The organism is Pseudoalteromonas sp. T1lg88 (genome assembly GCF_002964765.1).
GTDB lineage: Bacteria > Pseudomonadota > Gammaproteobacteria > Enterobacterales > Alteromonadaceae > Pseudoalteromonas.
Window position 1 is genome coordinate 90224 of the sequence record NZ_PQCF01000018.1, and the last position, 14527, is coordinate 104750.

The following is a 14527-nucleotide window of genomic DNA, read 5'->3' on the forward strand; positions in this document are numbered from 1 at the left end:
ATGCAGCAGTTTAAAATACCTCTTCTGATCTCTGCCGGTTTGCATGTGCTGATGATTGCCATACTCGTTGGCGTCAATTACTTGCGCCCGTCAACGCCCGAGGTGATCACTGTGACCTTGAATGCGCCGAGCAATGAAGACACGCCGCAAAAAGCCGTGGATGCGGTGGCCGTGGATCAAAAGCAGGTGGAAAAGCGTATCGACGAGCTGCGTAAGCAGGAAGAAGATAAGAAACGGGCTGAGCAAAAACGCATTCGCGAACTGGAAAAACGCGCTGAGCTGGCCAAGCGTCAGCGTCAGGAAGAAGCTAATCGCATTAAAAAGCTAGAGCAGGAACGCAAAGCCAAGGAAGAAGAGCGTAAAAAAGCCGAAGCCGAAGCGAAAAAAGCCAGAGAAATTGAGCGTAAAGAACGCGATAAAGCGAAGAAAGCTCAGTTAGAAAAGGAAAAGGCAGAGAAGGCTGCCAAGGCCGCAGCGGAGAAACGTCGCAAGGAAGAAGAAGCGGCACGCAAAGCCGAAGAAGAGCGCAAACGTAAAGAGGCGGAAGCCAAGCGTAAGGCTGAAGAAGCAAGGCAGAAGGCACTGCAAGAGCAAATGTTGCAAGAGCAGATGGCCGCCGAGCAAGCGGTGCGTGCTAAAGCCCGCCGTCAGCAGGTACTATCTGAAGTCGACAAATATCGCGCCTTAATCGGTCAGCGTATTCAGCAGAACCTGCTGCTTGATGATAGCTTCCGCGGTAAAGAGTGTCGCCTCAATATTAAATTGGCCTTTAATGGCCTGGTGACCAGCGTAAATTCGCTTGGTGGTGACAGACAAGTATGTGAGGCCGCAGTACGTGCCGTGCGCCGCGCCGATACGCTGCCGGTATCTAAAGATCGCGACGTATTTGAAGAATTAAAAAATATTAACTTAACGGTTAAACCAGAGTTTTAGGGGACTTTTATGATTAGATTATGCCGCATGGTGGCAGTGTCTTTACTGGCGAGCATGAGTATGTGGGCTCAGGCCGCGCTGGAAATTGTGATCACCGAAGGGGTCGACAGCGCTCGCCCCATCGCTGTGGTGCCCTTCGCCTATAAAGGCACAGGCGAAATGCCCATGCGAATCAGCGAAGTGGTTGCTGCGGACTTGCGCCGCAGCGGTAAATTTAAGCCAGTTGCCAATATCGATATGCCGCAGCGCCCGAGCTCGGATGCAGATGTAGATTATGGTGCCTGGGCACAGCGTGGTGTAGAAGCCATAGTTGTGGGCACGGTTGAGCAGCAATCAGCGGGTCGTTACCTGGTCAGCTTTGAGCTGATCGATGTGTTACGCGGTCAGATCACTGGCGGTCAAACCCGAGTATTGAACAATGGTCAGTTGGTGAACAGTGAAGACCATGTGCTGGATGCCCGCGAAACCGTGATTTCGGCATCGAGCTTCCGTCGCTATGGCCACCGCATCAGTGATGTGGTGTATGAGGCCTTGACCGGTGAGCGCGGCGCCTTTTTAACAAAAATTGCTTACATCATAGTGCGTGAGCAGGACGAGAAACCATATCAGCTAGTGGTTGCCGATTACGACGGCTTTAACGAGCAGGTGTTATTGCGTTCTAAAGAGCCGCTGATGTCGCCTTCATGGTCGCCGGATGGCAATAAGCTGGCTTATGTAACTTTTGAGAACCGTCAGAGTCAGATCTTTATTCAGGATATCTACTCAGGCCAGCGTCAGTTGGTCACTTCTCACCCAGGTATCAATGGTGCGCCGCAGTTTTCACCCGATGGCACTAAGCTGGCCATGGTACTGTCAAAAGACCGTACCGGCGCCACTGAATTGTATTTATACGACTTAATTACTAAGCAGGAACGCCGCTTAACACGCCACCGTAGCATAGACACGGAGCCAACTTGGCATCCCAATGGTAAAGACCTAATGTTTACCTCTGAAAGAGGTGGTAATGCCCAGATTTATAAGTTAAATTTAGACTCGGGTCGAGTACAGCGTGTGACTTTCGACGGCGATATGAACCTGAATGGTTCGGTGACCCCGGATGGGAAACATCTGGTCATGGTTAACCGTACTTTAGGTCAATATCATATTGCTAAGAAGGATCTTGATAACGGGAACTTCCATGTGTTGACTCGAACTCGCTTGGATGAATCACCAAGCGTTGCGCCCAATGGCTCAATGATTATATACAGCACCATGCATAACAATAAAAATGTATTGGCTTTGGTGTCGATGGATGGTCGTTTTAAAGCGCGTTTACCTGTGCTCGACGGTCAGGTTAAGTCGCCGGCATGGTCGCCATTTTTGTAACTCGCTAAGGGTGCAGTCAGCTTTAGTCGTATAAACTTGATGTTTGTGCGACTATCGCACTATATTAAGAAAAATTGAAAATCAGGTGATGGTTTCACTAAATCATAATAGGAATCTACTCAATGCAACTGAATAAACTGTTAAAAAGCCTGCTTGTTGCAGTGCCAGTAATGACACTAGCGGCCTGTAGCTCTTCATCTAACCTAGATGAAGGCCAAGCCAACGAGACTAACCAAGTTGAAACCCAAGTAACTGATACTGTAGAAGTTGAAACTGTTGAGCGCGTAGAAACTGCAGAAGAAAAACTACGTAAAAAGTTTGAAGAACTTCGCCAGCAACAAGTTATCCACTTCGACTTTGACCGTGCAACGATCCAAAGCAAGTATGCTGAGCTACTTCAAGCGCACGCTCAATTCCTAATCCAAAACCCATCAGTTAAAGTACTTATCGAAGGTCACGCCGATGAGCGTGGTACGCCTGAGTACAACATCGCCCTGGGTGAGAGCCGTGGTCAGTCGGTAGAAAAATACCTTCTAAGCCTTGGCGTTAGCGCAAACCAAATGTCAGTTGTGAGCTATGGCGAAGAAAAGCCAATGATCAAAGCACGCAACGAAGAAGCGTTTGCTCAAAACCGCCGTGCGGTATTAGTATACTAAAATCAGTAGAGTAATGATGAAGCCGAAACTTATTTTGGCAGCCTTACTCATGAGCGGGAGCACCCATGTTTGGGCTGCTCCCGCTCCTGTTTCTGAGGCCACTGCCAGCGAATCAAGTATTGAGCAGCGCTTAAGCCGACTTGAGCAAATGATGCAATCGCGCAACATTATGCAAGCCAATCTGCAGCAGCAGCTCGATATGTTACAGGATGAAGTGAGCCAGCTACGTGGCATTACCGAAGAGCATAGCTACAAGCTCGAGAAGGTGTTGCAACGTCAACGTGAGCTTTATCAAGAGATTGAGAACCGTGTGAGTGCCGCTTATACGCAGCAGCCGAGCTACGAGTCATCACAAGTGCCAATGCCGCAGCCTGACACTGGCTTAAGCACCACGGCGGTCAGCACCGACCTATCGGAAAACGAAGCGTACGATAAAGCGGTGAAACTGATTATGCAGGATAAGCGCTATGATGCCGCTATTCCTGAATTCCAGTCTTTTTTACAAAGCTACCCAAATTCCGTGTATGCGGCTAACGCTCATTACTGGTTGGGGCAATTGTTGACTATCAAGGGCGATACAGCCGGTGCCAAGTCTCATTTTGAGACCGTAGTGAATCAGTTCAGTGATTCTAGCAAGCGCCCGGACGCACTCCTTAAACTTGGCACCCTAGAACAACAGCAAGGTCAGCTGGCCAAAGCTAAGCAGTTGTTTAATGAGGTTATCACTCAATACCCTAATACCACGGCTGCGAAACTTGCCGCCGAACGTGTTAGCAAGTTGTAGCCGAATTTTGCCAGTTGCAATGTTTTAGACTGCTTTGTAGCTAAAGCGGTCTAAAATTAGGCAACTAAAAGGAAAAACTAAAAAAAACCGAGTATTTGTATTGCACTTGGATTTTAAATAAGTATTATAAGCGCCCGCAGCAGGGGATAACCACTCAGGAAGTTTTCTGCGGCAAATTACATAAAGTGGGTCATTAGCTCAGCTGGTAGAGCAGTGGACTTTTAATCCATTGGTCGATGGTTCGAATCCATCATGACCCACCACTTTATGTAATACTTAGCACAGCGTTGGGTCATTAGCTCAGTTGGTAGAGCAGTGGACTTTTAATCCATTGGTCGATGGTTCAAGTCCATCATGACCCACCAATTGCTAAATAGATTCTAATGTTGGGTCATTAGCTCAGCTGGTAGAGCAGTGGACTTTTAATCCATTGGTCGATGGTTCGAATCCATCATGACCCACCACTTTAGAATCAATACTGTTAACTTGTTGACGTTAATCATAACGCCTTAAACAACTTAACAACCCGGGCGGGTCATTAGCTCAGCTGGTAGAGCAGTGGACTTTTAATCCATTGGTCGATGGTTCGAATCCATCATGACCCACCATTCAATCTCCCCCTGCTATTATGAATAGCACTTAATGTGCCGACATCTTATTGGCTCATTACACCAGAGCGGGTCATTAGCTCAGCTGGTAGAGCAGTGGACTTTTAATCCATTGGTCGATGGTTCGAATCCATCATGACCCACCACTTTCTTTATTCCCTTTTAAACTAACTAGTTACTAACTATCTTCTCGAACCCTAGCGCATAGCTTCTTTTTATCGTCATAGTTTCGTATAATTGCCCTAGTATTTCGTAACCTAGAATAGTTTTATCAGTATGGGTATTAGCCAACAGATCATGCCAGAGGACTATATTTTTCCTCCTAAGCCAGCTCCTCTTTCCGATGCCGAAAAGCTCGCCTATAAAGAGCGTATTAAGCAATTGCTGAAAGAGAAGAATGCCGTATTAGTCGCGCACTACTATACCGACCCTGAAATTCAGGCGCTCGCGGAAGAAACCGGTGGCTGTGTTGCCGACTCGTTAGAGATGGCTCGTTTTGGCGCACGTCAAGAGCAAGCAGATATGATTATTGTTGCCGGCGTTCGCTTTATGGGTGAAACGGCTAAGATCCTGACGCCGAATAAAACCGTGGTCATGCCAACTCTGGAGGCGACCTGTTCGCTGGATGTGGGTTGTCCTATCGATGCTTTTAGCGCGTTTTGTGATCAGCACCCGGATCGTAAAGTAGTGGTGTACGCCAATACTTCGACTGCGGTTAAGGCCCGTGCGGATTGGATTGTTACCTCATCATGTGCGTTGGAAATTGTTGAGCACCTTGATAGTGAAGGCGAAAAAATTATCTGGGGTCCGGATAAGCACCTTGGCAGCTATATTCAAAAGCAAACCGGTGCCGATATGATCATGTGGAATGGCGCCTGTATCGTTCACGACGAGTTTAAAACTAAAGCGCTGCAAGATATGAAAGCTTTGCACCCGGATGCGGCGGTTCTGGTTCACCCAGAGTCTCCAGCGGAGATTGTTGAGTTGGCCGATGCGGTTGGTTCAACCAGCCAGCTGATTAAAGCGGCGCAGGAAATGGATAACCAGAAGTTTATCGTCGCCACCGATCGCGGTATTTTTTATAAGATGCAGCAACTGTGCCCAGAGAAGGAGTTCTTTGAAGCACCGACTGCAGGCGAGGGTGCTACCTGTAAAAGCTGCGCACATTGCCCTTGGATGGCCATGAACGGCTTAAAAGCCATTGAAGAAGCACTGATTGACCCAAGCGGTAAAGAAGTGTTTGTGGACATGGAGCTGCGTGAGGGCGCCTTACGCTCACTTAATCGCATGCTTGATTTCACCGCCGCCATGGCACGCTAATGGCGGATTACTAAGCAATTGATTTGGTTTTGTAAAAAACACCTTGCAACAAACAAAGCCTTTGCTTAGTATAAGCGGCGCTGCTGCGGCAGCCCAGTTAAAGTGCGGAGAGGTGGCTGAGTGGCCGAAGGCGCACGACTGGAACTCGTGTATACGTTAATAGCGTATCGAGGGTTCGAATCCCTCCCTCTCCGCCATTTTCTTTTTGTAAATCAAATACTTACCTTTCGGTTTCCTGCCAAAAATAGTCAATTTCTAGTCAAAAAAAAGTTACTTTTCCAGTCACCTCTTTTACTTCTGTTGGAGTTTGATTTGAATCTTCCAAGTGTTGGTGGCAAAGGGTAGCGCTATACTTTGCATGGCTTTGGGTGTACGCATTACTAAAGTGCAGAGGTGTGGTGTATCAACTTCATTATTTCAGTCTGTTGTAGGGCGTGAGAAAAGCGAGCTAGGTACCTCCAAGCGTTATACCTATGGTTTTGCGGTTAAGAAACTATTCCCAGTAGTTGATGCGATTACAGATTGGTAGGGTTATAAAGTGGTTTTGACATTCACAGCGCCCCAATCAATAATTTGGCTAGCCTGACGCCACTTGCTCCAGGTGGTTTGTGACCTGCAAGTTTCTTGAGGGTGATATATCAGTTTAACCCTGCTTGAGTTTATTGCAAAGTTCGTAACTCCCTGTTCGTTATCGTGATGACTGCGTAATCAGGTTTTCTGGTATCTAGCCAGAGGCGCATTTTGCACATGAGGGTTCACTCGTTTAGCAATTGTGCAGATTATGTAGGGCTTAGGTTGCTAATATTTAAATCTACGATATCTAGCTCCAATGTTTTTTTGTTTATTTGAGCGACCTTGACTTGCTCTAGCAAGCCCTGTGATTTGATTACCGCTAGTAATGTTTTGAGCTTGGGATGAGGTATCTTTTCCCCTACCACTATCGACCTAATTACATTGGGGTTAAAGTATACCCTATCCATCTCAGATATTAGCCTAAACTCCTGCTCATATACCCACTCAGGGCTTTTCCTTAGGAGAATTCTACTGAAATTACCTTTGGCGGTAGGGGAAAGGGAGAGGTCTTTAAGTGCATCCAAGCGCTCAAAATTACTGTAGTTAACCTTGCCGTACTGAACGGCAGTCTGGTTGCAGTCTTCAAGGGATTTTAGCAGTGCTTCAGTGTCAAACTCTAGCATGAAGCCTCTCAGCCCATTGGAGTAATGTGACCACATAAGCTTGCTCGTGATAGCTGGTTTATTTTCATAGTCAGTTATAAAGCAGCAGCATCGCTTTTTAGCCTCTAAAGTGAAGGTCGCCCTCAGCTGGCTTTCAATATTTTCCATTAGCACTTGCTTGTATGCAATCTTATCTTCTTCGGTTTTCATGATATTATTATAGATTGCGAGCGCTTTACTGCTTGCTGCCTTACTTGAATACCCAGCCCACTCATGCAAAGCTTCATTAATTTCAATAATTTCTTCATCATTTATATCGTCAACCCCTCGGAATGCAATCTGCTCTAGGTACATCCCTTCAAAAGGGTCATTGAAATCCTCTATTGAGCTAAACCAAAGGTATGAGCCAGCTAAGGCATCTAGGTCAAAGTCACGATAAGGATAAAATTTATAGATTTTATCGTTCTTAATAGTATCTCGGAGGTCTTTGTCTTTGTTATCTGTCATTTTGCTATTTAGTTGTTTTGTTTTTTTGCATCAAGAAGCCTATTAACGGCCTCGTTGACCTCATCGTGGCTCTTCAAAGCAAACTCTAGTTTTTCAAGGAAAGTAAAAAGAATTAACTTTATTGTGCGAGCCAAATCTAAGCATTTTTCGTCAGTATGAGAGTGCAATCCTTCGCTAAGGGCGCTATACATTAGCTTTAGAGGGTTGTGGTTATTTATTAGGAGGTAGTCAGGAAGTGCTACTTTAATCGTGTCGACCGCTTTGGTAAATTGACCTTCTTTTTTTGCTGCTTCAAGCTCATTGATTAAGGCTATATTGCTTGATTCTAGTTTTAGTACTTTAATTATTTCATCAAAAAGGGTGTTTTTCTTAGCCTCTAAAACCCTTCGGTAATAAGAGAAAGCCCCTATGCCCAACCCTCTATTTTCGCATTGGACGCCCTTTAGAAATAACCCCCTTTCCTTACCGAAAACTTTTAAGAATTTATCAGGTGTCCTTTCACCGTGAGGAGGGGTTTGCCCAACTTTTTGAATTTTGAATGTAGTATCATTAGTCGCGTTTTCAGTTACTGAACAGGTGATAGTTAAATGAAAAACATAATTGCTTTTGCGGCAGTGAGAGCAGCCGTACATCAATGTTATTGGGTGTGAGGTGAAACGAATCTTTATCGTTCTAACACTACCGTGGAGCATGTCAAAAAGACCAACCGCTTGCATTCCTCAGAATTACAGTATAGAGAAGGCCTAAATTCGTCATCTATAACCACTTCGGTAAAAGGCAGCCTGTAACCAGAGTCTTTAATACTCTGCTGCTGTTTTTCCACAGCTTTTTCCGACAAAAACCCTTTCACCTGAACTTCTGTATATAGAGGAGTGTCCTTTAGTAGTTTGTTAAATGAATTCACTTTCTTACCTTATATCCTTTAGTAGTATTCCATTAAATCAGCAGTTTTTTTCCATGGCAATCAAAATCCCTAGAACATGTTCAGAGGTGCTTAGCTCCAACTGGGCTACCCCTAAATATCCCGTAGCAATTTTAAAATCCCTGTGTCGATATGTGTTCATTAAGACCATGCCCTAGGTGAACAACTGTATCAGTCTTAGGTGTGTTCATTATACTTGTTGATGCAACTTAAAATGAACTGTATAGTTAGGGTCATTGGGTGGTGAACAGTTTAAGGCGGGAAGGTATGAAGTGCATTTACGCAAGGACATCGACAGAAGAGCAGAATGTTAAACAGCAAGTAGAAGAGCTTAAAAAGCATTATGGTGAAGTTGATATGATATTCACTGACCAGCGCTCTGGTAAGGATGTTGATAGACCAGATTTTAATAGAATGGTCAGCAACCTAAAGTTTGGTGATACCGTTATCTGTTACGACATATCGCGGTTAGGTCGAAAGGTTCAGCACGTATTGGACTTTGCTGATTATTGTAAGGCGAATGGTATTAAGTTGTTCATTCATGCTTTGGGTGGTGTAGATGTCACCAGTAGCTCAGGTAAAATGATACTAACCACGTTAACTGGTGTGGCTGAAATGATGCGTGTAGAGATGCTGGAAAAGCAGAAGATAGGTATTGCTAGAGCTAAAAGCGAAGGGAAGTATACTGGCCGTAAGCAGTCACCAGAAACGCTTAAGAAGTTTAATGAGGTAAATGAGCTGATAGAGGGTGGTAAAACAGCCACTAGAGCTTTGGAGTTGATTGGATTGAGCCGTGGTCAATATTACCAGATGAAGAAAGCCATGAAAGATTGACCGTCAGCAACCTTATTTCAGACACAAAAAAGCCCCTAACCATCAACCTTGGAAAGGGGCTTTTTAAAATGGCTAAAATGGCTTTGGAGTATCATTTCTAGCATTCTCTTGGTTTAGAAAGGAAGTTTACTTAATAGCTCAGCTCGTTTGATTTCCAGTTGTTCCAGTAGCTTAGTTTCGCTCTTGCAATAACCTACAGTCTCACGGTAAAGCCTAGTAGCTTTGATAGCTTCCATATCTTCTACTAACAATGCAGCTGGGAAGTAGGCTTCCATCTTGTTTTCACCTTTAGAAGTAAAGTGAAAAGTGAGAGTTTCATCTTTGAAGTAAAGCTTCTTCTTAAGTAGTAAAGTATCGGCGTCACTCATGGTTGGGTTGGTTGGCTTGTAGCTGGTTGAAATGCGCTTTACAAGCTCTTTGTGTTGCTCCTCGGGAGTTAATCCCATTTTACGCTTGGTTAGAATGCTATTGGTTGCGCTGCTCTGGGTTGTTTGCGATGGGGTGTTAGCTGCTAAAGCTGCCCCAACCCTAGCGATTAAAGATTGTCTATCCAGCATATTACAGACCCTCAACCAGTGATTGAATCTGACTGAATAGCTCAGCCTCTTCATCTTTCTCAGCTTGAACGGCTTCAGCATGTAAGGCTAGGGCTTTTATAGCTTCTTCTCGGGATTGGTTGTGGGAATCAATCTCCACTCGTAACTCTGCTTCGGCCTTATCCCGTAAGGTTTTTAAATCCTCTTCTTGAAGCGACTCTGGTTTAGTCATCCAAAACTCAACTGCGTTAGTTCGTATATCAACCTTGAACTGATAAAAGCTCTGTGGGCTACCGTATTCTTCCCAACCTTCCTTAAATAATCTTTCAAGAGTTTGGATAACTTCATATTTGTTGTTGTAGAAGATGAAGTGTTTCACAGCGCCAAGTACGCCATGAGATTCAATGTTCTTCTGGTATAAACTCTTGGAGCGCTCAAATCGATTTTGTACAGTTTCTTTGGTAAAGCGTCTTTTGGGGCTTTGGGCAGTAGTTAGCAATTGTTTAAATTCTGATTCTGATAGTTTCATTGTTAATAAATCCTCTTGTTGGATGTAAAAAGACGCAGCCAACTCCCTTAGTACAAGAGGGAACTAAGCAAGTTGGGAGGTCTGGATAAAGCAGTGGTTTTGTAAGTGCCGTCATAGCCACTCAACCACATACGGTAAAGGGAGGGAGTCCCTTATGAGATTCTTTTGAAGTTGGTGATAGGTGGAATCACCAATGGGTTATCTATGGGTAGTATTGAACTGGATAGATTGACTAAGGTATTACTCAATACTAGCCAATTAATTTATGAGAACTTTGAAGTATCTTGGCCAATCTTTTGAGTAAACCTGTAAGAGATTCCTAATCACCATACCTTCTATTCACTTGTGGTAAGAAGGTTTGTTTACTAGAGATATTTAATAAGGGTTTTATAAAATCTCTTATAAGTGGCAACCTTCCTGACAACCTACCTTAAAGTAGATGTGATTCCCATTTGTAAAAATGGTTATGAACCCTTCGAAGTGCACACTAAGAAATGCTTTACAAAATGTGTTATAAGTTTTCTTTTACTAAAGATGATTTATTAAAGGTTGTCCCTAATAATCTGTAACAATCTCCTCAATAAACTGTTACAGCAACTCCAGCCAACCTTTTAAGTAAACTTTATAATACTATTATAATAACATATTCCCCCTAAAAAGTCAAGCTTTATTTTCTCTGGTTTTGCTAAGTGGTTGTTGTATAAAGGAATTTAGTTTGAAAATAATTTTCTTGAATCTGGACTTTAGTATAATCCTGTGCTATGAGGTGTCATTTCAGCCTCCCCGTTAGCTGCTCATGTATACTAGGCTCACCCGTTGTACATCTCGATACCCCACCAGTAAATCGTCTTGTTCCCATTGTTTTACATTCTCCCTCAGTTTTCCAAGAAAACCCAGTAAACCCGTACCTCTACGCTATTAGTTTGTCTGTTTGCTTGTAGTTCTTTGAAGAACATTCACAATTGGTTGAAAAACACCACGAGCTTAAACCCATAGCCATACCCACCAGCCATAAATAAGCCTAGAAGCTCTGTAGCGCTCTGTAACGCTCTGTGATGGGTTTTAACTTGTTATTGGTAGGTTTCTATGGTTGTTGGTGTTAAAGTTGCTCAGAAATTTTTTTAGGAAGTATTAGTGGTGTCTGGGAGCTTCTGTAAGGGTTTTTGTTGGTGGCTTATCACGTTGTTACCCATAGAAGCCCCTAGGAAGCTCTGTAACGCACCGTAAGCGATTCTAGGGGTTGGGGCTAAAGACTTGGGAAGCACTTAACATAAGGGGTTAGTTTTTCTCCCACTTTATCTATATATTTTGCAGATAAAGATGGTTCTAGGCCAGTAGAGTATAAGCCATATGCTAGACCTTGTGCGATTCTTGAATGTCCCATGAGGTAAGCTGTCGCTCTTTCCTCGATACCGGCATTTTCACAAGCAGTAGCAAACATCGCTCTCAGGCTATAAAGAGCCACATCACTATCTTCAGTTATATGTTTTCTCTTTAAGCGACTAAACCACTGACCTGTCGAGTTTAATGGGCTTTCCAAGTCTTTAACCTCATTAAAAAGAAACTTACTTTCGTTGCTTTTATCATTTTTCAGTTTGAGAAATATATTCAAGACTGAGCTGTGAATCGGGATTTTTCTATAAGAGTTTTTTGTCTTGAGTCTTCGTTCTTTAGTTTCGTGAACTGATATAAACCATAAGCCTTCCTCTTCAAAAATATCATCCTTATACAACCCAGCTAGCTCCGATGGACGCATTCCTGTCATAAGCATCATTGGTACAAACCATTTCCTAGCTTCACTTATCTTTCTTGAGTTATTGATGATGCTCATTAACTTTGTGAATTGTTCAAGTGTAAAGGGTCTGTACCCTTTAGTGTCATCACCTACTGATTTGATGATGCTATGGTCTTGAAAGGGTGATTCGTTTTCTACGTACCCATAGTCTCTGGCGTATTTATAGATTTTGTTTAGACATGACAACATGTTACTGGTTGACTTCGAACCAACTTTAACATCATTTCTAAGAAAATCTATGAATCGAGTGACACTAGGTCTATCAATAGACTTTAAAAGAATATTTCTGCTTTTTCGGAATTGTTCGAAGTATTTTAAAGCGCGTTTGGTGGTGTTAATTGTTTGCTGTGACCTTTGGTCTTTCACTTTGTTAATATATTCTGCGCAAACTTCACCTAAGGTATATTCAACACTAACCCCTGATAGTGAACTAGAATCATTTCCTTTATTTGCAATTAGAATTGCATCAGCTAAAAGCGGGTCAGTCTTGGATACCCTCTCTGCATCATAAATATCATCAAGCGCCCAATAGTGTTCCTCTTCTGACGCCTTGGAGTATTTTTCACGTATTTCAGATATGAGAGTTCTTAAGCGTACACCCTCAGGGTTTACACCATGAGACTCTGACAAGCCTTCGTACTCTCTTAATAAATTATCTCGAAGCATTCTTGCTGTTTTAAGTGAGTCAGTACCTAAGGACTTGGTGATATTCTTCTTTTTCAATATCGGTTGGAGATGTTTGGGAACGGCATAATTAAAATACCAAGTATCACCTCTCAGTCGTAAGTGTCTTTTAGTCATAAATTTCTGCAAGAAATAGTCATCATTCTAGTCATTGTAGAGCTGCAAGTGTTTGTTATCAATGGCTTTGGGCGATGTAGGCGGGTGATATAGAGGGTTCGAATCCCTCCCTCTCCGCCATGCATTATGATAAAAAACCAGCTTCGGCTGGTTTTTTGCTTTTCGGCGTACGGTCGCAAGCTTCGGCCCTGCGGCGTTGCCTTGGGCTGTTCGTTCACTAGTGGTGAACTCGCTCCTCTGCGCCATGCATTAAAACGAAAGAGCCCAGCTAAATAGCTGGGCTTTTTTGTTTTAACAGCACTAGCTGAGTGGGGGAGGTCATGATGAAAACCCTAGTTCGACAAAACGCCGGGAGCGTTTTGTGCTGCGAAGCACCCGAAGGGGCGAATATAGGGATATATGAGCGCACCTAAATGCCGCGAGCATTTTAAGTCGCGTAGGCGCCCGCAGGGTTGCCTACAGGACGTAGGCAAGCTTATCCCTCCCGGTCGCAAGCTTCAGCCCTGCGGCGTTGCCTTGGGCTGTTCGTTCACTCGCGGTGAACTCACTCCTCACCTCAACACTTATAAGCCGATACAAATCGACATAAGTTCGGTTAATAGATAGACTTATGCCCTTATCTAACCAGACATAAAATAAAAATAACAATGTCGCAAACTCAGACTGTAATACTGGCCATTGGCGGGTTTCAGGGCTTTTTGTTGTTTACCTTATTAGTGAGTGACAAACGGGTTAACTACGCCAGTAAGTTATTGGCTATCCAGTGCTTGTTTATAGCTACAACTTTTGCTTTGCCACTAATCGTGGATGCAGGAGAAAGTCAATTTACTTGGTTGATAGCTTGGTTGGTGTTTCTACCCGCTTGTTATGGGGCTCTTACCTATTTGTATTGCCGAACAGCCATTACCGGTGCGCCGCTTAAGGCCAGTGATATTCTTCATCTTTTTCCCTTGGCAATATGCTACCTGCTCAATTACGACATCCTGTTTTCTGGCGACAAGGCGTTGAGTTTTGTCACCGTACCCGACACCACGCTTATCAAGCATACTCTGACAAAAATTGTTTTTTACGGACAAGTGGGCGTCTATTTAGCGCTGTTGATAACCATGGTCAGTCGCTACCAGGCCAAGGCTAAACAAACACTCTCCTCTTATAGCCCAGATATTTTTAAGTGGATTTGGAGCCTGGTGGCCTTTATGGTCGGGATATGGAGTTTAAAGCTGTTGTTTTACTTTATTAACTCGGCACCTATCGTCAATCTGCTTGCCGATTGCCTCCTGGTTTTAATGGTTTATTTTGTTGCAGTAGTCCAATGGCGCAACCCAAGTCTCTTTCATATTCGGCAACTGACAACACAACTGGAGCAGCCAAAGGATTCCGGTGCTAAAGCCTCTGCTGATGGTGTATTGGATCCAGATACGCGTTCAAGCATACTGAAATTGGTTCAAGATGAAGTCAAAAACCAGGCCCTATATCGGAACAGCGAATTGACCTTGGCCACACTTGCACAGCAGGTTGGTGTGAGTGTGCACCAATTGTCAGAGACCTTGAATCAAGCCGGTGGCAAAAATTTTAATCAATTTATTAACGAATACCGGGTGGCCGAGGTATGCGAGCAACTCGACCAAAAAAGCGAACGTAAATTAATTGATTTGGCTATGGATGCGGGGTTTTCTTCAAAAAGCAGTTTTAATGCCATCTTCAAAAAGCTTACGGGGCTGACGCCAAGTGCGTATCGATGCCAGTAGTGCTCTATCGGCTA

The 14527-nt window shown here is 43.9% G+C and carries 12 protein-coding genes and 6 tRNA genes; 13 read left to right on the top strand and 5 right to left on the bottom strand.

Annotated elements, in window-relative coordinates:
• The 11 genes from tolA to C2M34_RS06950 all read left to right on the top strand — a co-directional run bounded on the left by tolA (nucleotide 1) and on the right by C2M34_RS06950 (nucleotide 5863).
• A complete protein-coding gene (tolA, locus tag C2M34_RS06900; RefSeq protein WP_105200493.1) occupies nucleotides 1–933 on the top strand; it encodes a cell envelope integrity protein TolA in 933 nt (310 codons plus the stop codon).
• Between the two features lie 9 nt (nucleotides 934–942).
• Nucleotides 943–2298: a Tol-Pal system beta propeller repeat protein TolB gene (gene tolB, locus C2M34_RS06905; protein ID WP_105200492.1), complete on the top strand. Its 1356-nt coding sequence runs from the start codon at nucleotides 943–945 to the stop codon at nucleotides 2296–2298.
• A 122-nt stretch (nucleotides 2299–2420) separates the two neighbouring features.
• A complete protein-coding gene (gene pal / locus C2M34_RS06910; protein ID WP_105200491.1) occupies nucleotides 2421–2954 on the top strand; it encodes a peptidoglycan-associated lipoprotein Pal in 534 nt (177 codons plus the stop codon).
• Nucleotides 2955–2970: 16 nt separating this feature from the next.
• Nucleotides 2971–3738, top strand: coding sequence for a tol-pal system protein YbgF (gene ybgF, locus C2M34_RS06915; protein WP_105215486.1), 768 nt, complete (start codon nucleotides 2971–2973; stop codon nucleotides 3736–3738).
• A 187-nt stretch (nucleotides 3739–3925) separates the two neighbouring features.
• A tRNA-Lys gene (locus C2M34_RS06920) sits at nucleotides 3926–4001 on the top strand.
• Nucleotides 4002–4027: 26 nt separating this feature from the next.
• Nucleotides 4028–4103, top strand: a tRNA-Lys gene (locus C2M34_RS06925).
• A 23-nt stretch (nucleotides 4104–4126) separates the two neighbouring features.
• Nucleotides 4127–4202 (top strand) — tRNA-Lys (locus C2M34_RS06930).
• Nucleotides 4203–4270: 68 nt separating this feature from the next.
• A tRNA-Lys gene (locus C2M34_RS06935) sits at nucleotides 4271–4346 on the top strand.
• Nucleotides 4347–4416: 70 nt separating this feature from the next.
• Nucleotides 4417–4492 (top strand) — tRNA-Lys (locus C2M34_RS06940).
• A gap of 130 nt (nucleotides 4493–4622) precedes the next feature.
• A complete protein-coding gene (nadA, locus tag C2M34_RS06945) occupies nucleotides 4623–5666 on the top strand; it encodes a quinolinate synthase NadA (RefSeq protein WP_105200489.1) in 1044 nt (347 codons plus the stop codon).
• Nucleotides 5667–5772: 106 nt separating this feature from the next.
• Nucleotides 5773–5863 (top strand) — tRNA-Ser (locus C2M34_RS06950).
• Nucleotides 5864–6445: 582 nt separating this feature from the next.
• Here C2M34_RS06950 and C2M34_RS06955 read toward each other — a convergent pair.
• Together C2M34_RS06955 and C2M34_RS06960 are read right to left on the bottom strand one after the other, a co-directional pair.
• Nucleotides 6446–7348: a DUF2971 domain-containing protein gene (locus C2M34_RS06955; protein ID WP_105258403.1), complete on the bottom strand. Its 903-nt coding sequence runs from the start codon at nucleotides 7346–7348 to the stop codon at nucleotides 6446–6448.
• An 8-nt stretch (nucleotides 7349–7356) separates the two neighbouring features.
• The gene (locus C2M34_RS06960) at nucleotides 7357–8064 is read right to left on the bottom strand and encodes a hypothetical protein (protein WP_105258404.1); all 708 of its coding nucleotides are present in this window, start codon (nucleotides 8062–8064) and stop codon (nucleotides 7357–7359) included.
• A gap of 473 nt (nucleotides 8065–8537) precedes the next feature.
• Here C2M34_RS06960 and C2M34_RS06965 point away from each other — a divergent pair, with 473 nt between their 5' ends.
• Nucleotides 8538–9104, top strand: a complete 567-nt coding sequence (locus tag C2M34_RS06965) for a recombinase family protein (RefSeq protein ID WP_105258405.1) — start codon at nucleotides 8538–8540, stop codon at nucleotides 9102–9104.
• A 113-nt stretch (nucleotides 9105–9217) separates the two neighbouring features.
• On the opposite strand, the gene C2M34_RS06970 is transcribed toward C2M34_RS06965, so the two are convergent.
• The 3 genes from C2M34_RS06970 to C2M34_RS06980 all read right to left on the bottom strand — a co-directional run bounded on the left by C2M34_RS06970 (nucleotide 9218) and on the right by C2M34_RS06980 (nucleotide 12765).
• A complete protein-coding gene (locus tag C2M34_RS06970; protein ID WP_105258406.1) occupies nucleotides 9218–9661 on the bottom strand; it encodes a hypothetical protein in 444 nt (147 codons plus the stop codon).
• Nucleotide 9662: 1 nt separating this feature from the next.
• A complete protein-coding gene (locus C2M34_RS06975) occupies nucleotides 9663–10169 on the bottom strand; it encodes a hypothetical protein (protein WP_105258407.1) in 507 nt (168 codons plus the stop codon).
• Nucleotides 10170–11415: 1246 nt separating this feature from the next.
• Nucleotides 11416–12765 (bottom strand): site-specific integrase, encoded by a 1350-nt coding sequence (locus tag C2M34_RS06980; protein WP_105258408.1) that lies wholly within the window; start codon nucleotides 12763–12765, stop codon nucleotides 11416–11418.
• A 647-nt stretch (nucleotides 12766–13412) separates the two neighbouring features.
• Between C2M34_RS06980 and C2M34_RS06985 the strand changes: the two genes are divergently transcribed.
• Nucleotides 13413–14513 (top strand): helix-turn-helix domain-containing protein, encoded by a 1101-nt coding sequence (locus C2M34_RS06985; protein WP_105215462.1) that lies wholly within the window; start codon nucleotides 13413–13415, stop codon nucleotides 14511–14513.
• Nucleotides 14514–14527: the final 14 nt, after the last annotated feature.